The 19,040-nt window shown below is 33.0% G+C and carries 20 protein-coding genes; 17 read left to right on the top strand and 3 right to left on the bottom strand.

Going from position 1 to position 19,040, the window contains the following annotated elements; genetic code table 11:
• Positions 1 to 79 precede the first annotated feature (79 nt).
• Genes G9F72_RS25520 through G9F72_RS25510 form a run of 3 tightly spaced genes read right to left on the bottom strand, consistent with a single transcriptional unit; the run spans position 80 to position 1,734 of the window.
• A complete protein-coding gene (locus tag G9F72_RS25520; protein ID WP_164957192.1) occupies positions 80 to 565 on the bottom strand; it encodes a dUTP diphosphatase in 486 nt (161 codons plus the stop codon).
• A 31-nt stretch (positions 566 to 596) separates the two neighbouring features.
• Positions 597 to 1,145, bottom strand: a complete 549-nt coding sequence (locus G9F72_RS25515; RefSeq protein WP_164957191.1) for a 2'-5' RNA ligase family protein — start codon at positions 1,143 to 1,145, stop codon at positions 597 to 599.
• A 40-nt stretch (positions 1,146 to 1,185) separates the two neighbouring features.
• Positions 1,186 to 1,734, bottom strand: a complete 549-nt coding sequence (locus G9F72_RS25510; protein WP_164957190.1) for a hypothetical protein — start codon at positions 1,732 to 1,734, stop codon at positions 1,186 to 1,188.
• Between the two features lie 191 nt (positions 1,735 to 1,925).
• On the opposite strand from G9F72_RS25510, the gene G9F72_RS25505 reads away from it, so the two are divergent.
• The 17 genes from G9F72_RS25505 (at position 1,926) to G9F72_RS25425 (ending at position 18,779) form a co-directional block, all read left to right on the top strand.
• On the top strand, positions 1,926 to 2,084 hold the full coding sequence (locus tag G9F72_RS25505; protein ID WP_164957189.1) for a DUF1540 domain-containing protein: 159 nt from the start codon (positions 1,926 to 1,928) through the stop codon (positions 2,082 to 2,084).
• Between the two features lie 210 nt (positions 2,085 to 2,294).
• Positions 2,295 to 3,551, top strand: coding sequence for a UDP-N-acetylglucosamine 1-carboxyvinyltransferase (locus G9F72_RS25500; RefSeq protein WP_164957188.1), 1,257 nt, complete (start codon positions 2,295 to 2,297; stop codon positions 3,549 to 3,551).
• 25 nt (positions 3,552 to 3,576) lie between these two features.
• On the top strand, positions 3,577 to 4,362 hold the full coding sequence (locus G9F72_RS25495) for an MBL fold metallo-hydrolase (RefSeq protein WP_164957187.1): 786 nt from the start codon (positions 3,577 to 3,579) through the stop codon (positions 4,360 to 4,362).
• A gap of 14 nt (positions 4,363 to 4,376) precedes the next feature.
• Complete coding sequence (locus G9F72_RS25490; RefSeq protein WP_164957186.1) at positions 4,377 to 4,940, top strand: GerMN domain-containing protein; 564 nt, start codon at positions 4,377 to 4,379, stop codon at positions 4,938 to 4,940.
• A gap of 125 nt (positions 4,941 to 5,065) precedes the next feature.
• Positions 5,066 to 5,563 carry an SEC-C metal-binding domain-containing protein gene (locus tag G9F72_RS25485; RefSeq protein WP_164957185.1) on the top strand — a complete coding sequence of 166 codons (498 nt, stop codon included), beginning with the start codon at positions 5,066 to 5,068 and terminating at the stop codon, positions 5,561 to 5,563.
• Positions 5,564 to 5,887: 324 nt separating this feature from the next.
• Positions 5,888 to 6,502, top strand: a complete 615-nt coding sequence (locus G9F72_RS25480; RefSeq protein ID WP_224676249.1) for a TetR/AcrR family transcriptional regulator — start codon at positions 5,888 to 5,890, stop codon at positions 6,500 to 6,502.
• A gap of 148 nt (positions 6,503 to 6,650) precedes the next feature.
• Positions 6,651 to 7,535, top strand: coding sequence for an ABC transporter ATP-binding protein (locus tag G9F72_RS25475; protein ID WP_164957183.1), 885 nt, complete (start codon positions 6,651 to 6,653; stop codon positions 7,533 to 7,535).
• A 5-nt stretch (positions 7,536 to 7,540) separates the two neighbouring features.
• Positions 7,541 to 8,338 (top strand): ABC transporter permease subunit, encoded by a 798-nt coding sequence (locus G9F72_RS25470; protein WP_164957182.1) that lies wholly within the window; start codon positions 7,541 to 7,543, stop codon positions 8,336 to 8,338.
• 48 nt (positions 8,339 to 8,386) lie between these two features.
• Complete coding sequence (locus tag G9F72_RS25465) at positions 8,387 to 9,184, top strand: ABC transporter permease subunit (protein ID WP_164957181.1); 798 nt, start codon at positions 8,387 to 8,389, stop codon at positions 9,182 to 9,184.
• A gap of 118 nt (positions 9,185 to 9,302) precedes the next feature.
• Positions 9,303 to 9,782 carry a 23S rRNA (pseudouridine(1915)-N(3))-methyltransferase RlmH gene (gene rlmH / locus G9F72_RS25460; RefSeq protein ID WP_164957180.1) on the top strand — a complete coding sequence of 160 codons (480 nt, stop codon included), beginning with the start codon at positions 9,303 to 9,305 and terminating at the stop codon, positions 9,780 to 9,782.
• Positions 9,783 to 9,949: 167 nt separating this feature from the next.
• Positions 9,950 to 10,834 carry an effector binding domain-containing protein gene (locus G9F72_RS25455; protein ID WP_164957179.1) on the top strand — a complete coding sequence of 295 codons (885 nt, stop codon included), beginning with the start codon at positions 9,950 to 9,952 and terminating at the stop codon, positions 10,832 to 10,834.
• Between the two features lie 66 nt (positions 10,835 to 10,900).
• Positions 10,901 to 11,872 (top strand): GNAT family N-acetyltransferase, encoded by a 972-nt coding sequence (locus tag G9F72_RS25450; protein ID WP_164957178.1) that lies wholly within the window; start codon positions 10,901 to 10,903, stop codon positions 11,870 to 11,872.
• Positions 11,873 to 12,402: 530 nt separating this feature from the next.
• The gene (locus tag G9F72_RS25445; protein WP_164957177.1) at positions 12,403 to 13,332 is read left to right on the top strand and encodes a GyrI-like domain-containing protein; all 930 of its coding nucleotides are present in this window, start codon (positions 12,403 to 12,405) and stop codon (positions 13,330 to 13,332) included.
• Between the two features lie 30 nt (positions 13,333 to 13,362).
• A complete protein-coding gene (locus G9F72_RS25440) occupies positions 13,363 to 15,648 on the top strand; it encodes an excinuclease ABC subunit UvrA (RefSeq protein WP_164957176.1) in 2,286 nt (761 codons plus the stop codon).
• Between the two features lie 14 nt (positions 15,649 to 15,662).
• On the top strand, positions 15,663 to 16,643 hold the full coding sequence (locus G9F72_RS25435; RefSeq protein WP_164957330.1) for a serine hydrolase domain-containing protein: 981 nt from the start codon (positions 15,663 to 15,665) through the stop codon (positions 16,641 to 16,643).
• Between the two features lie 444 nt (positions 16,644 to 17,087).
• Complete coding sequence (locus G9F72_RS25430; protein WP_164957175.1) at positions 17,088 to 17,684, top strand: GNAT family N-acetyltransferase; 597 nt, start codon at positions 17,088 to 17,090, stop codon at positions 17,682 to 17,684.
• A 309-nt stretch (positions 17,685 to 17,993) separates the two neighbouring features.
• The gene (locus tag G9F72_RS25425; protein WP_164957174.1) at positions 17,994 to 18,779 is read left to right on the top strand and encodes a helix-turn-helix domain-containing protein; all 786 of its coding nucleotides are present in this window, start codon (positions 17,994 to 17,996) and stop codon (positions 18,777 to 18,779) included.
• Positions 18,780 to 19,040: the final 261 nt, after the last annotated feature.

Genomic DNA, 19,040 nt, shown 5'->3' with positions numbered 1-19,040 from the left:
TACCCAGAATGTATTGTAATATTAAAAAAAATTATAATCTTTTACAAGCGGTTAATTTTGTAACAAATAAGGTGCTCTATTAATATCCATTGTCTTGTCTTTCGTGATTGATATTGTTTTTATACAAATATGCATTTTCAATATCTTCCTCAGAAAATCCTAAATTTTTACCTAAACTTAAAAAATTCTGGAAAATATTTAAATAGCTATCTATAGAAGAACAATTTATAAAATCTGAAATATTTATATATAAGTTTAAAAACTGCTGTGATAATTCACAAGTTATATATTTAGTATTTAAAGTAATATCTTCAAAGCTTTTTTCTATTCCAATGCTTAAAATAAAATGAAGACAATCAACGTACTCCTCGAGAATTACATCATCACTTGAAGGAGCTTTTGTACTCCAAAACTTAAAACAACGCGTTTCATTTGCTAGTTCCCCTAGTTCTACTTGAAGGGAGAGTATTTTTTTTTGTAATAATGGTACGCCTTCAAGGTTATGTTCTGATTCAATTCGTTTATCTAAAGTATCTTGCATTTGAAATAATCTTTGTAAGTTCATATTTTAAACCGCCTTTTCTCTGAATTGTATCTTATAGTATGTATTTTTTAACTACCATCTCATGATTATCATTTATAGGTTTCCAAAGCTCTACTCTCCGGACTGTAATAACATTTGAAAGGTTCTCATCCTTAGCTAAATTACAGGCAGCTAAATATTCATTATCAGACCATTCCCTATCCGAAAAAATTGTATTAGCTAATGAAATATGTAAATTCCAGTTTTCAATATGTTCTCGTACACTAAAGCCCTGCGTATTTAAAATAGAATTTATTTTTTTAGATAATTCATATATAGTACCACTATTATTAATGTTTAAGTTTACAGATTTAAATGGGGGGTCAAAACATATTACACCATTTAATTCAACTTGGAATTCCGTATAATCTTCAAGAATATTTTTTAAAGAAATATCCAGATCGCAGAGATTGGGATCTGTTATTATCTCTAGAGTTATATGAAGCATAGGCAAATCTGTTCCGGACCTATACAGATTATACTTTTCACAAAGTGTCTTTTGCAAAGATTCCACATATTTATAAGAATCATCGTCAAACAAGCCAACCAAGTAGTAAATCATTTTTATCACCCTCAAATTTAAAACATAACTTTATATTTTTTTAGTACTCTCTTAGATCATAAGTTTTAACTATCATTTCTTTTTTATTACTAATCTGTTTCCATAATTCAAGTTTACAAACCTTTGCAAACTTATAAAAATCATCCTTTTCTAAATTAGCATCAATAGTAATTGATCCTCCGGTACATGACTTTTTAATGATGTGATTGGCATTAGCAATCAGAATACGTAAATCGATATTATCATTCTCACTCTTAACGTTAAATCCATGTAAATCTAAAGTATTCGTAATACTCCTAGCTAAACGATAAATATACCCTTTATCTTCAACTTTAAGATTAACTTGAGTAAAATTTTCAGTTAAACTAATATTATTATTTATATTAACTTTAAATTTTTTATAAGGAACCATAATTTTAGAAACAACTACATCTAGTTTTTCTAAATCGGGATTTGTTATAGTACATATAGATATATAAAGATTAGGGGAGCTTTTGTATAGTTTATATTTTCTACAAATATCTCTTTGAATATTTTGAATTATAGAATTAGATCCATCATCAAATAAAGCAACTAAAAAGTATTTCATATTTTTCCTCCGAATAAAATTAATAACCAAGATTGGTTAACATTATTTTGTTTAAATTATAACTATATTATAACATATTTTTTTGGGTTTGTATTTCCTATGTAAATTTATGTATACTCTTTTTATTAGCATAATTAATCTTAATTATGCTAATAATAATTTTGTAAATAATTAAGGGAGGTGCTTTTCAAATGGAGCATAATGATAGTATAGGGTGTGTAGTAAGCGAATGTAAATTTCATTGTCATGATGATAATTACTGTACATTAAACAAAATCGAAGTTATAAAACATGAAAGTGTTGCTAAAACACCAGAATGTACAGACTGCGGAAGTTTCAAAACAACATAATAATATAAAAATCACCCGTGTTTTCACGGGTGATTTTTATATTATTATGAAAAAAACTATGGCTATTTTGATGAATTCTATATAAAAAAAAATAATAAAGTTTATCAATTTCAAAATAAATGTTAAATGTAATTTAAATATGTTATAATGGCATGTATATAAAAAAATAAAAATAATTTAATATATAGATATAGTGAGGATGATACAAATATGGATAAATTGGTAATCAACGGTGGTAAACCTATGCTTGGTCAGGTAGAAATAAGTGGTGCTAAAAATGCAGCAGTGGCAATTTTACCAGTAGCAATAATTGCAAGTAAGGGCACGTGTATCATTGAAAATATTCCTGATATAGAAGATGTAAATTGTATTGAAAGAATATTAGAGGATCTAGGCTGTAAAATTAAAAGAGAAAATAATTCAGTTTCTATAGATAGTACAAATATAATTAGCATGGATGCGAGTACTGAAGATGTAAGAAAAATGAGAGCGTCTTATTATTTGATTGGCGCACTTTTAGCTAGATTTAAAAAAGCTAAAGTAGACCTTCCAGGGGGTTGCCCTATCGGTGTAAGACCTATAGATCAACATATAAAAGGGTTTGAGGCACTTGGAGCAACTGTAACTATTGAGAATAATGCTGTAAATGTTGAGGCTGATAGACTAATCGGAACCAGTATTTATTTTGACGTTGTTAGTGTAGGTGCAACAATAAATGTAATGGCTGCAGCAACACTTGCAGAAGGAACAACTATTTTAGAAAATTCTGCAAAAGAACCTCATGTAGTTGACGTAGCTAACTTTTTAAACTCTATGGGAGCTAATATAAAAGGTGCAGGTACAGATGTTATAAGAATTATAGGTGTAAAAGAATTAACAGGATGTACCTATAGCGTAATTCCAGATCAAATAGAGGCAGGTACCTTTATGATAGCAGCCGCTGCTTGTGGTGGTGAAGTAACTGTAAATAACGTTATTCCAAAACATCTTGAATCAATTTCTGCAAAGCTCATGGAAATGGGAGCAGAGGTATATGAAGGTGGCGACAGCGTTACGGTTAAGGCCAAAGGAAGACTTAAGGCTGTAAATATAAAGACGCTTCCTTATCCGGGATTTCCAACGGATGTGCAGCAACCAATGAATACATTGTTATGCATTTCTGAGGGCAGAAGCATAATAAACGAAAGCATCTGGGAAGCTAGATTTAAACATGTAGATGAATTAATAAAGATGGGGGCTAAGATAAAGGTCGAAGGAAGTGTAGCTACAGTAGATGGTGTAGATAAACTTACAGGAACAGTTGTAACAGCATCAGATCTAAGAGCCGGGGCAGCACTAGTTATAGCAGGACTTATAGCAGAAGGTACTACGGAAATTTTAGGAATAGAACATATTGATAGAGGGTATCCAAATATTGAAGAAAAATTCAGGAGTATAGGGGCAGATATAAGTAGGGTCAAGGTATAACAATATAAAATTAAAGGAGACAATTATGATTTTTTGCCCATTATATAGTGGAAGTAGCGGAAATAGCGTATTTGTAGCGTCAGAAAATACAAAAATTTTAGTGGATGTTGGTATGCCAGGTAAAAGCATCGAAAGTGCTCTTAAACATATAGATCAAAACCCTAACCATATTGATGGTATTTTCATTACTCATGAACATTCTGACCACATAAAAGGTGCAGGAATTATTTCTAGGAGATATGACATACCGATATATGCCAATGAAAACACTTGGAAAGCTATGGAAACTAAAATAGGGAATATAAAAGAACATAATATAAGAATTATTAGTGATAGTTCTGTGGATATAAATGACATGCATATAGTAAATTTCAAGATATCACATGATGCTGTAGACCCCATAGGATATGCGCTTTACAGTGGAAACAAGAAGGCGTGCATAGCTACAGATTTAGGCTATTTTTCTGAGGAAGTAAAGACTATAATAAAAGATGCAGATGTAATTTTACTGGAGAGTAATCATGATATAGAAATGGTGAAGTTTGGTCCTTATCCATACCCATTAAAAAGAAGAATATTAAGTGATGTGGGTCATTTATCCAATGATGCATGTGGAAAAGCAATAGTAGAAATAATGAATGATAAACAAAAGCGTATTATTCTAGGCCATTTGAGTAATACAAATAACTTTCCTGACTTAGCCTATCAAACAGTGCTAAATATACTTAGAGACAATTATATTGAAATAGGTAGGGACATTTTTTTAGATTTAGCAAAAAGGGACATGCCAAGTGAAGTAATTGATTTTTAAAGGAGAGGTCAAATATGAAAAAGGTAATAAAAGTATTATTATGTTCATTACTAGTTATTTCAACAGTAGCATTTTTTGGGTGTGAAAAAAAAGATAATAAAAGTGTGACAAATAAGGAAAAACTTGAAAATCTAAAACTTCCTCTAGAAAAAGATGGCTTTATCCAACTTGGTATTTATTTTGATGGTACTAAAGATGAATCTAATGTGCAAGTAGTTAAAGATGAGAGAATTATCAATAAAGAAGAACTTATTGGGGAAACTATTATGCAAGAACTTATAAAAGGGCCTACTGTAAAAAGTGAGTTAAAACCAATACTTCCTAAAGAAACTAGATTGTTAAGTTTTTCTATTAAAGACAGTATTGCTTATGTTAATTTGAGCAAAGAAGCTAAAATAAAGATGTCAGTTGCAAAAGAAAAAAGTTGCCTACAAGGCATAGTTGCGTCATTAACTCAATTGCCATCTGTAGAAAAAGTGAAAATCACAATGGGAAATAAAGATATTGATACTATAGGTGGAAACTTTGATATATCCAAGCCCTTTGGTAAAAATGAAATAATACTGTTGAAGAAATAGAAAATTAAATATGCTAAAAATTCATTTAATTTAAGCATTTAAACATAAATGTTGAAAATTAATGAAATCTTTATTATAATAATGGAATATAACAAAATACATTATGAGTTGAAGGAGAATTGAACATGAGTTTATATAAAGAATGGACAGACATGGTGGTTGATTATGTTAAACGTAGAGGAGAGCCTGCGTTTTGGCAAGAATACGGAGAAGTTGAAAGGCGTATTTACACTAAATTATTATCAAACCATAAAGATGATGTAAAAGGTACATTAGGAGAGCTTGCAAAGCACTTTGATGTGTCTAACATATATTTTATGGGCTTTACTGATGGAATAAACGATAGTCTTTTAGAACCAATAGAACTAGAAAAAACTGAAGCGGGCACTGAGGTAGATTTTAAAATAGACTTTGAAAAACTTTATTTTAATATGCTAGACGCAAAAGCAGATTATCTATATGAGCTACCACAATGGGAAGGGATTTTTTCTAAAGAAAAAAGAAAAGAAATTCAAAGAACTTATAAAGATTCCAAAACAGTAGTTAATGCTGATAAAGTTGGAAGAAATGATTTATGCCCTTGCGGAAGTGGAAATAAATATAAAAAATGTTGTGGAAAATAATTTCTATTTTTTTATGATAATTTACAGTAAATAAGATCTTGCACCTTTGTGTGAGGTTTTATTTTTTTTGAGATTTTTATAAAAAATTAAGAAATTTAAAAATGGGAAGGTTATTTCTATATAATTATGTTAAATATTTGAAATATATATTAATATTCTATATAATTAAATAATACACCAAAGTATTTTAGTGTGAAGTAATGACTATTTATATATTATTCAATGGAGGTAGTGTTAGTAGAATAACAATATATTCCTTAGGGGGTTGTTTTTCTCAGTCATCGGGGTAATATTATGACTATACAAGTCAGAAAGGAGTTTTTTATGTATCAGATTTTTTATAAATTGGACGAGGAAAAACAAAATAGAATTATTAATGCAGGGACGAATATATTTTCTGTAAATGACTATAAATGTGCATCAACAGACGATATTGCAGCAGAAGCAAAAATTGCTAAAGGTTCGCTATTTCATTATTTTAAGAACAAAAAGTCATTATTTATTTTTTTATATGAATATGCTATGAAAATTTTTGAAAAAAAAGTATACGAGAAGTTTAATTTTGATGAGACAGATTATTTTAAAATGCTTCGCCAAAGTCTGAATTTTACAAGGGATCTTTTAGATAAACATCCCTATTTGTACAAATTTGTTATCAAGGCAAGTTACGAGAAAATGCCTGGGATTGTTGAATCTATTAAAGAAGTCAATAAAAAAATAGAAGAAAAAATGTATAAGCAAATGTTTGAGAAAATCGATTTAAGTAAGTTCAAAGATGGCACGGATATTGAAAAATTGAATAAAATGATTTCATGGTGTTCGGAAGGAATCTGGAACGAAGGTGTTAAAAATCATTCAAGTGTGAGCGAAATGTTTGAACAAGCACTTGAGATTTATGATTTTTATAAAAATGCAGTATACAAGGAGGAATTTCTATAAAAAGCAATATAGCTGATATCGACTTTTTTGTGAAATGCATATTTATATTTATATAGATATATTTAAAAATTGTTTTTATAAATAGTAATAAGGCATCCAAAAAACATTTTTAAGTGAGCACAAAAAAAATTATATGGGGGGTTATAAAATGAATGTTATCGAAATAAAAAATTTGACTAAAAACTATGGTAAGGCGAGAGGAATTACTGATGTGAGTTTTAATGTTGAACAAGGAGAAATCTTTGGCTTTATTGGACCTAATGGTGCAGGTAAATCAACAACAATAAGAACACTATTATCTCTAATTTATCCGACTAGTGGTAGTGCTACAATTTTTGGTAAGGACTGCATTGAATTTGGACCTGAGATAAAGAAGGAAATAGGCTATTTACCATCAGAGGTTTTCTATTATGATAATATGAAGGTTATTGAGCTTCTAAAGTATTCAGCTAGTTTTTACAAGAAAGATTGCAGTAAGAGAATCACAGAACTAGCTGAGATAATGGATCTTGACCTTAATAAGAAAATTGATGATTTATCTTATGGTAACAAAAAGAAGGTTGGTATTGTCCAAGGACTGCTACACGAGCCTAAGCTTATTATACTCGATGAACCTACAAGTGGACTTGACCCACTTATGCAGCAGAAATTCTTTGATTTACTTGAACAAGAGAATAAGAAAGGTGCAACAATTCTACTTTCTTCACATATCTTAAGTGAGGTTCAGAGGTTATGTAATCGCGTTGCGATTATTAAAGAAGGGAAAATCATAAAGGTTGAGAAAATTAGTACGCTGCAAGAAAGTAACCATAAAAAATTTAAAATTGAAGTGAAATCTAAAATAGCAGATAATTACTTTAACATAAGTGGTGTCAGCGCTTTAGATATAAAAGGTAACATGATAAGCTTTTTATTTAGAGGCAATATTAATTTTATTATGAAAAAGATTTCAGAGATAGAAATAACAAATCTTTGGATTGAAGAGCCAGACCTTGAAGAGATATTTATGCATTACTATACAAAGGAGGACTAGAAGCTATGAATATGTTTTTACACGAATTGAAGGCTTATAGAAAATCCACTATTATTTGGACAGTTTCCTTGAGTGTGCTTGTTGTGTTTTTCTTGTCAATGTATCCTACTTTTTCGAAGGACGTTGAAGCATTTAAAAAAATAATGGAAGGATTTCCAGAACCAGTAAGAAAAGCATTGGGACTCTCTGTGGATAGCATGTCCTCTATTTTAGGCTTTTACTCTTATACATTTTTATATTTAACACTTTGTGGTGCAATTCAAGCTATGAATCTAGGTACATCAATTGTATCAAAGGAAGTACGGGAAAAAACAGCAGACTTCCTTTTAACGAAACCAGTTACTCGCAGCAAGGTTATGACATCAAAGCTTTTAGCTGCATTAACCTGCCTAATAATTACTAATGCAATTTATCTAGTAGTTGCTAGCATTATGGCATCAATTGTAAAAACAAGTAATTATAGTTACAAAATATTCTTTATGCTTTCTATTACACTATTTTTCATCCAGCTTATCTTTTTATCCCTGGGAGTTATAATTTCTGTGGTGGCTTCCAAGATAAAATCTGTGCTACCTATTTCCCTTGGAACGGTATTTACATTTTTTATTATTGGGATGTTTTCATCTAGTACAGGGGACGCTGCTATACGTTATATTACGCCCTTTAAGTATTTTGACACAAGCTATATTATGAAAAATTCTAATTACGAGGTTTCATTTATTGTAATAGAAATAGTGTTTATTATTTTAGCAATCTCTGCTAGTTACTTTGTGTATTCTAAAAAGGATGTCCACGCAGTTTAATCATGATTAATAATTAGTGATTATTTAGGAATATAAGGGGGTTAGTTTATGAATATATTTATTATAGAAATGAGGGCTCATAGAAAAGGCCTTATTATATGGGCTTTTGGCATACTATTTATGGTTGCAGCTGGTATGGGTAAATTTGTTGCATTATCATCCTCAGGTCAATCTATGAATGATCTATTGGCGCAAATGCCAAAATCTATGCTAGCTATGATGGGTATAGGTACTTTAGATTTGTCAAAGGCTAGTGGTTATTATGGAGTGCTGTTTTTATACCTGGTGCTTATGGCAACAATTCATGCTGCTATGCTGGGAGCTGACATAATTTCAAAGGAAGAAAGGGATAAAACTGCAGAGTTTTTACTGGCAAAACCTATTTCAAGAAATAAAGTCATAACATCAAAACTGTTGGCTGCCACAATGAATATTTTAATATTTAATATTATAACTTTGGTTTCTTCAATAGTTATAGTGGGAAAATACAGCAAAGGGGAAGCAGTAAGTGCAGATATAGTAATCTTAATGATTGGGATGCTTATTATGCAGCTTATGTTTATGCTTATTGGCACAGCCATAGCCGCCGTGAGTAAAAATCCGAAGACGGCTACATCCATTTCTACTGCGGTGATATTAACCACGTTTATACTATCTATAGCAATAGATATAAATGGTAAGCTTGGAAACCTTAAATATCTTACGCCATTCAAATATTATGAAGCTAAAAATTTAATGAATGGTGGTGGCTTTCAATGGAGCTTTGTAATATTATCAATTATAATTATTTCAGCGATGCTGTGCATTACATATACTTTTTATAAAAAAAGGGATTTGAGTATATAGTAGTGATAAAAAAATGATTATAACATGGGGCTTTGCTCCATGTTATTTGTTTTTAGTTTATAAATGTTATATTATAGGTATGATAATTATAATGTATTTTAATCAAAGGAGACTTAAAATGAACATAACTATTATTTGTGTAGGAAAAATAAAAGAGAAATATTTAAAAAGTGCTATAGATGAATATACAAAAAGACTATCTAGATACTGCAAACTGAGCATTGTTGAATTAAGTGATGAGAAAACTCCAGATAATGCCTCGGAAAAAGAAGAGATCATAATAAAAGAAAAAGAAGGAGAGTCAATTTTAAAAAGCATAAAGGATAATATGTTCGTAATTGCCCTAGAGCTAAAGGGGAATATGCTGTCCTCAGAGGAGCTGTCAAGCTACATAATGGACTTAGGAATAAGGGGAGAGAGTAATATAGCTTTTGTCATTGGGGGTTCACTAGGGTTATCTAAGGCTGTTTTAGAAAGATCCAATTATAAATTATGCTTTTCAAAGATGACTTTTCCACATCAATTATTTAGAGTTATGCTACTGGAACAGGTTTATAGAGGGTTTAGAATAATAAGTGGAGAACCGTACCATAAATAACGTAGGCTCTCTTGTAAACCATTGATATTACTAGCTTTAGTAAGGGTAGTAGGAGTGTAAACTACATCATAACCCTAATAAACAAGAAATGCTCAGTGCTGGTAACACTAAGCATCGTTAGAACATTTGTTTTAGAATACAGTGTATTTATAAAAGAAGGAGGAAAAATGAATTACAGAAAAGATTTTGAAAAATGTTTAGAGTATATAGAAATGAATATAACAAATACTTTGAATCCAACTATTTTGTCAGTGCACATTAGATACTCTCTTTTTCATTTTTGTCGGTTATTTCAAATTTATAAAGGGATTTCTCCTATGGAATATATCCGAAAAAGGAGATTAGAGCTGTCATTAATAGATATTATGAATAAAGAAAAGATAATTGATATAGCACTAAAATATGGGTTTGAAACTCCAAGCGGATATACAAAGGCATTTCGAAAAGAATATGGTACAACGCCCAAAAAATATGCTTTAAAAATGGATGGGTATAATTATAGACAACCATTAAATGAGGTAGCGCAGTACATTGAACAACCTAAGATAAAAGAAATATCCGCTTTTAGAATTGCTGGATATGGGTTAAAAATAGATATAGCAGGATTTGAATATACGGATAAATTAATAGCATATTGGAATGATTTTGAAAAATTTTCGTATGAAGAGAGAATGTATGAAATATTGAATCCGTTAAAGCATGGGGAATTAGGAATTACTATACCTAATTCTCTCGATAGCGGGAAAATGATGTATCTTTGTGGTGTTATGGTTGAAGGTGGAATAGATATACCCAAGAACATGAGTTCATTTGTAATACCAGAGGGACAATATGCAGTGTTTACTACTCCTCCTGTAGATATGAGGAATCAAGATGATAACTTTGCAAAAATGATAAAAATGACTTGGAACTATATTTTTAGTGAGTGGTTTTTAAACTGTAATTATATTTTTGATGAGTCAAGATATGATTTTGAGTTTTATGATGAACGCTGCCATTATTTAGAGAATTCAACTATGGATATTTATATACCAATTAAAATAGCAATCTAGGAACAGAAAAACAACTCCATATACTGTAAAATAAAAATTGATAAATATATTAATTTGGAGGTAATTATGGAGTTTAAAAAATTAGACAATCAATACTTAGATGCTTGTGTAAATATTGCAGCGGGTCGATATAGTGAGGAACAGAAGGCAGTACCTGCATTATATTTTAAGGATTATGAAAAAGAAATTTATAAGTCTGTAAAACATATTTTTGACAATGATACTGGTATAATGGCTTTTGAAAAAGGTGAATTAGCAGGGTATTTATCTTTTGGTGAGATTTGGGAAGAACATGATAATCTAATAAAAGGAATATCTTCACCATTGTGTGGTTATGGTATTAGTAAAGGGTATGACAGAGGCAAAATTGCTTCTTTATTATTTCAACATGCTTCAGAGATACTGTGCAAAAAAGGTGTGGGAATTTATAATATTACTGTTTACGCCCATGATATTGATGTAATAACCTCCTATGTACTAAATAATTTTGGAATTTTATGTACGGATGCCATTCGTATAATTGAATTACCAATATGTGCAGAACCCATTGGGAAATATACTTATGAAGAACTGTCTGCCGAAGAAATTGATAACAAAGCGGATTGTCTTTTGGAAATGTGGCATAAATTGGTGGAACATTTGCGTATGAGTCCTACCTATTATCCGGGTGAAGAGTTTACAGACAGTGCATTTTTAGATTATATACATGAAGAAGGTACCCGAGTTTTTGTAGCAAAAGAGCAGAAAAATATCATTGGGATGATAGATGTATCTAAAGATGGTAATAACTTTGTAACAAGGGAAGAAGATACTATGAATGTTGGTGATTTATACCTTAAACCTCTTTTTCGAGGACAAAACATTACTCAAGAATTGCTGTTATATGTAAGCAATACACTCAAAAAAGAAGGCGTGAAAAGATTATGGGTAGAACATGGCACAACTAATCCTACAGCACAACACTTTTGGGGCAAGTATTTTAATCGGTTTACGTATACACTTACTAGAAAAATTGATGAGAGAATATTAACAAAATAAGAGTATGTTTGCTAAATATTAAAACATATAGGTTGTGTCCAATTTTAAATAAAGTTGCAAAATGCCTTACATTAAGGAGTGTAAGCCTATAATTATATCCGATTTTTAACCGATAACTTAGAAAAAGTCTACGTTATACTAGGTACGGTGAACCGTACCATAAATAAGTGCGGTTTGTAGCTTTAGGCATTGATATGACTTGTCTAAGGCTATTTTTATAGGCGAAAATACCGTATCATAAGTAATAATAAATTTACAAAATATGTTACAATAAAAGAGAAAAATAGTTTTCAAGTGTTAGACAAATAGTAAGTTGTAGGGGAGATTATTTATAAATAACATATCAGATAAAACTTGAATCTAAAGGAGTAAGCCACTGAAACGTCTGCAGGTTGTCTGCATTCGTTCGGTATCACGGATGTTTTTACCTTTAAATGGTAATGCATTCTTCGCTTTAGTCTGTTAAGATTGATTCGTCAAGAAATAACATTTTTGTTATACTGGGATTAACAGGAACAGGAGGGGATGATATGTCAGAACAGAAGTCTCAGGAAGAGTACATACGAAGAATTCATAAAGTGCAGGATTACATTGGGCATCATATAGGACAGCCCCTGTCCATTGAGGAGCTTTCCAATGCCGCCGGGTTTTCCAAATATCATTTCAGCCGGATATTTCAGGGCATGTTACATGAGTCCTTAGCCCATTATGTGAACAGGATTCGCATGGAGAATGCACTTTTTTTGCTGGCACACCGGAACGATAAAAATATGACGGACATTGCCTATGAACTGGGCTATACGGATTCAGCCGTATTCTCCCGGGCTTTTAAGAATTATTATGGCACTAGTCCAAGAGAATACCGGAAGGAATATAGCAAGAATTGCAAAGATTCTTTTTTATTGTCTGAGTATAATAAGAACACAGCAAAGAAAGAATGGGCAGGCAATCCCTTTCCCGTGACCGTGAAGATTACCATAACAAATCTGGAGGAAAAACAGGTGGCTTATGTGAGACATACAGGTACATATGAGACATTAGCGAAAGAGTATGTCAATCTGATCCAGACGTTATTTGCTTATGCAAAGAAGCAGCACCTTATTGTGGATGGTGAGAACTGGTGGCTTGCTATGTATCATGACAATCCGGAATTTGGAGAGGAGAGCCAGTTCCGTACCAGTCTGTGTCTAACGGTGCCAAAGGATATTCGGATTCAGGAAGACGGAATTCTTGGAGTGATGAAATTAGAAGGCGGTCTGTATGCGGTGGGACATTTTCGGATTCAGCAGGAACAGTACAGTGATGCCTGGAATTACATGTATCAGGAGTGGATCACGGGCAGTGGTTATGTTCCTAGAAACTACTGTCCATTTGAAGTGTATCGCAACGATGTGCATGCCGATGAGAGTCATATCCATGAGTTGGACATCTACGTTCCCATTGAGCCCATTCATTTCTAACATGCTGCAAATCAATTCAGAGGTGAGCATATGGAAGAAATCAAGATTCAAGGAGCACGAATACATAATCTGAAAAATATCAATATAACGATTCCCAAGCAGCAACTGGTGGTCATTACAGGAATCAGTGGTTCCGGTAAATCCAGTCTTGCATTTGATATTATATTTGAAGAAGGCAAGAACCAGTATCTAAAGTCCATTGGCATTCTGGCTGGACTTGATAATGAGGACCGGTTCGATATGATGGAAGGCATCGGCCCAACGGTGGCGGTACACCAGAATACAATCCGGCAGAGCAACCCCCGTTCTACAGTTGGCACAAAGACCGGAATTCTAAACCAACTGGCTCTTGTTTATGCCAGTGATGGAAAAGCTTTAGAGGAGAGTGAACATCTCTCCCCAGGCAGTTTTCTCTATACAACGGTTGATGGTATGTGTCTTAGCTGTCAGGGTAGAGGTTCTTATTATAATATCAATCTGGAGCAGTTGATTCCAGATAAAACAACATCCCTTTTGGAGGTCTATGAGAGCCTGCAGGTAACAGCAGGTTTCTTACGAATTCTAAAGAAGAAATACGGTATGTATTTTGAGACTCCATTCTGGGAACTTCCAGAAGATATTCGAGGCCAAGTGGTCTATGGAACCTATGAAAATGGAAAACAAAGCTACTGTTTAGAACGGATACTAAGAAATGCTTATGAAAAGGGCGAGGATGTGGAAGAAGTCTATGCGAAGACCATTTGTCCAGATTGTCATGGACAGCGAATCGGTCGAGAAGCAAGAGAAGTTGTTCTTCATAGAAAGCAGATTGGTGAGCTGGGACAGATGACACTGTCTGCTCTTCTTTATTTCTTGAATGAAATACCAGCGGAAGAACTATCTCAGTTTGGCAAGAACGTGGTAAAGAATGTGAAGGAGAAATTAAAGCATCTGATCCAGTTTCGCTTAGGTCATCTGACTCTTTACCGTGAGATGGCTTCCTTAAGTGGTGGCGAGGTACAGCGCACTTTTCTCCATCTCCATCTAGAGTCTAGACTGGATTCCCTGATTTATGTCTTTGATGAACCGATGGCAGGATTACATCCATCGGAGAAGCAAAGCATGATCCTAGGGGTAAAGAACTTAAGAGACCTTGGGAATACAGTAATTGTAGTGGAGCATGATAAAGAGATGATTAGTCATGCCGACCATATTATCGAGATTGGCCCTAAGGCAGGTGTAGAAGGAGGAACAGTGGTCTATCAGGGGGATTATGGAGAATACGAAAAGGCGGATACTCTGCTTAGTCAGTATCTTTCTGGCAAATGTTTGATGCGGTCACGGACGATCAGGAAGCATACCTTTGTTAAAAAGGACTGTCTTATCTTGGAACATGCCCATACCCATTATTTAAAGGACTTAACAGTAGTATTTCCACTTCATGTCATGGTTGGTATTGCTGGATTATCCGGAAGTGGTAAGAGTTCTCTGATTGAGGCGACGCTTTTGAAACGTCTTGCCAGTGCCAGAAAATATGGTCATGCAAAGGGTATAGCAGGAGTAGAACGGATTAGTGGTTTTGCAAAGATATCTCAGGAGCCGATTGGAAGAAGTGTCAATTCTACGCCTGCCTCTTATATTGGTATCTGGGATAAAATCCGAGAACTTTTTGCCAAACAGGCGGAGGCAAAAATAAGAAACATGAGTGCCGGACATTTTTCGTTTCATTCGAAAGGGGCATGTCAAGGCTGTGGCGGTAGTGGTAATGAAAGGATCTTTCTGACCTTTGATTTTTCCGTAGATAAGCTTTGCCAGGTGTGTCATGGTAAGCGGTTTAATGAAGAAAGCCTTTCCGTAGATTATAACGGAAAAACCATTGCCGATGTATTGGCGATGAGTATTTCCGAAGCCATTTCATTCTTTTCAGATCAAAATAGCATTGTGAAACCACTGTGTATCTTAGAGCAGACGGGCATGGGGTACTTAACGCTTGGCCAGCCATCGTCTTCTTTAAGTGGTGGTGAGGCACAGAGAGTGAAGCTTGCCAAAGAGCTGGGACGGCAGTTAAAGGGCAATATGCTCTATGTGTTAGATGAGCCAACCACCGGACTTAGCTTATATGATACAGCATTGCTACTACAGCTATTAAATCAACTGGTTGTCAGCGGCAATTCGGTGATTGTCATTGAACACAATGTAGAGGTTTTAAAGAACTGTGATTATGTCATTGAACTTGGTCCGGAAGGTGGGGACAAGGGTGGTGAGATCATTGCAAAAGGAACACCGCAGCAACTGAGAGACAATCCCAATTCCAAGACAGGGAGGTATCTTGCATGAATTTTGAAACGCAGATGAATCAAAGAAAAAAGATAGGGTTGGAAAAGATAATAAACAGTAGTTATAACAACACTACGGGCATAATTGTACTGAAAAACGGTAAAAAACTATATGAAAACTACTTTAATGAATATATAGCTGCTAACGCCGTTCATGTAGCATCGGTAACAAAAAGTATTTTTTCTGCATTGATTGGTATCGCCATAGAGAATGGGCATATCAAAAGTATAGACCAGAAAGTATTGGACTTTTTCCCAGATTATTTGATTCCCATTGGCGAAAAAACAATACAAAGCATCACCATTAAGAATATGCTCACTATGACAGCCCCGTATAAATATAAATTGGAACCATACGAGAAGTTTTTTACAAGCGATAACTGGATAAAAGCTGCACTGGATTTACTAGGAGGTAAAGGGCAGGTGGGACAATTTATGTATTCTGCTATCATAGGAGTACACATTCTGTCGGGCGTTCTTGTAAAAGCAACAGGACAATCAGTCTTTGATTTTGCAACAGAAAATTTATTCTCCCCATTGGAAATTCATGTTGGACACAATGTGATGTTAAACAATAAAGAAGAACATCTTGCTTTTTTCAAAGATAAAAATGTTAGCGGTTGGGCTGCCGACCCTCAGGGTGTAAATACAGCAGGCTGGGGTCTTACCTTGACCCCTATGGATATGGCAAAAATAGGTCAGTTGTACTTAGACGGCGGAATATGGAAGGATAAACAAATTATACCGGCATGGTGGATAGATGAGAGTACAAAAGAACATAGCCGATGGGGCAAGCTGTCGTATGGCTATCTGTGGTGGATTATTGATGATAAAGAACATATCTATGCAGCTTTGGGAGATGGAGGAAATGTGATTTATGTCAATACAAAGAAAAAAATGGTAGTTTCTATTGCTTCTCTTTTTATGCCACGTGCTAAGGATAGAATAAAACTTATTAAAGAGTATATTGAACCAATGTTTGAGAATTGTGTATAGTGAATCTCAATTTCGGGGAGATTACGAGCATTTGCATAAGAATAAAATGGAAAAACCTCATTTAGAGTAGTTACGGAGAACCGTACCATAAATAAATGGGGTTTTTACTAAAGTTGGATGAAGGCATAGTGGTAAGGTAAACCTCGCCTCCGACATGAAAATCTCGATTAATTATCAGTTATTTTTTTCTTATGCATAAGCTTAGAATTATTTATAATACTTATGGATGCTTTTTCAACTACATCCAAGTGAAATATCCTTTCAAGTACCTTTACTTAGTATAATATTTACTAAAAAAATAAATTTAGGATAATCTGTCGTTGAACCTATCATAACCTAAATTGATATAGTATAATAGTTAATAATAAGAGGAGGTGGTTACATGGAAAGTGATATTAGCGATATTATCAATGACACAATAATTAAGAAGCGGGGGAAATTATTATGGGTAACCACCAAAATAATGAGGGTTCTAAGGAACTTTACAGAAAAGAGTACTTATTAAACGAGGATCAACAACTTATTATACGAATTCCAGAACCAGGTGATGCACAAGGTTTAATAAATCAAATGCAAACTGTTGATGGTGAAACTAAATTCTTGGCACGTGAATCTGATGAATTTAATTTCACAGTGGAACAAGAAAGAGAATTTATTAAGAATTGTACGAACGATGAGAATATCCGTTTTCTAATTGCAGAATTAGACGGTAGAATTATAGCGAATTGTTCAGTTGGATTAATTCAAAATAAAAAAAGGTATCTTCACAGAGCAGCAATGGGTATTGCAGTGATGAAGGATTATTGGAACAAAGGAATTGGGAAGAAAATGATGCAGGAATGTATTAATTGGTGTAAAGAAAAGGGTGTTGAACAACTTGAGCTTGAAGTTGTTGCTCAAAATAATCGTGCTGTTTCGATGTATAAAAGTTTAGGTTTTGAGATTTATGGTACAAAGAAACATGCATTGAAATATGGTGATGGAACTTATGCTGATGAATACTATATGATTTTATTCTTGAACAGTAAAAAACCTGAGTAAAGATTTTGTTCATACTCTTATATTTATACTTATTGAATTGGAGATGGACCGAAGATTCCACAGATTTCTTTGTATGACAGCGGGTTGGCATCATGGCTAGAATTATTGAATAATGACACACGTTGTGAATCGCGAAACATTGGAACATAAGGCGCATAAATATATGCGTCTTTTTTTATGCCAAGATTTAGTTATTGTAAAGTAGTAATTTAGTTGTTTTTTACTCAACAAATGAGTAATGGTGATTGTAAGCTGTTTGTAGTATCGTTATTCATAGAAGCTTATAAAAAATATAAAGGAGTAATGATTATGCAAATCAGAATTGGTGAAAATCTTCGAAAACTTAGAATTAAAAATGAACTTACACAGGAAAAGCTTGCAGAGGTATTCGGTGTATCTCCTCAAGCAATTAGCCGTTGGGAGAACAACTCGACTTATCCAGATATCACCATGCTTCCAAGCATTGCAAATTACTATAATGTATCAATTGATGAATTGATGGGGATGGATGAAATTCGAAATGTCGAAAAAATTAACAGCACATTTTCTAGCGTCCATGAATATGAGTCAAAAGGGATGATTGACGAAGCTATTCAAACGCTTAGGGAGGCAATAAAAGTATATCCTAACAATTATGGATTTTTGTCTGAACTTGCATTAGCATTAACGTTAAAAATCAACACGGATACAGAATATGAGTTAGTTAATGAAGCTATTGCACTATCTGAACGTGTGCTTTTGAATAGTACAAATGAAAAAATTAGAAGTACAACTAAAGCAAATCTTTGTTTTCTATATTTGAAAATAAATGAAGATGAAAAGGCTATAAAATTAGCTAAGACACTACCTCACGTTTGGGAGTGTAGAGAGATTCTATTACCAGAAATGTTTATTGAGGATGATTATATTATTGAATTGAAAAAAGGGATAATCGCTGTTATATCTGCAATCTGTGAAAAAATTGAAGATTCTAAAAAATGTAGGCATTCAAGTAGCGGTAAAATAATTGCTATTGGACCGAATACAACTTCGAATGATGATTTAAAAGAAAAAATAGAATTGCTAACGCAATACCTTGATGTAGCTTCTTCATAAACTTGAAGGATAATATTTTTAACTTAATTAGAATAACTAATTATTGGCTAGCTTATTAGCATAACACGAAACTGACAAATTCCAATTTATAATTTAATAAAGTAAAAATTTTAAAATAAAAATTAAAATAATTTCACATTAAGAATAAACCTTATCATTTCCTGTTAAATGATAAGGTTTATTTAAATTTAAATATATTATATCAACAATAAACATAATCATTTTAGCAAAAATGATTATGTTTGTGCTAAAATGATAATA

It is taken from the genome of Clostridium estertheticum, from assembly GCF_011065935.2.
In the GTDB taxonomy this organism is placed as follows: domain Bacteria; phylum Bacillota; class Clostridia; order Clostridiales; family Clostridiaceae; genus Clostridium_AD; species Clostridium_AD estertheticum_A.
Note: the sequence above shows the minus strand (reverse complement) of the source record. Positions and strands in the feature narration are given on the sequence as shown.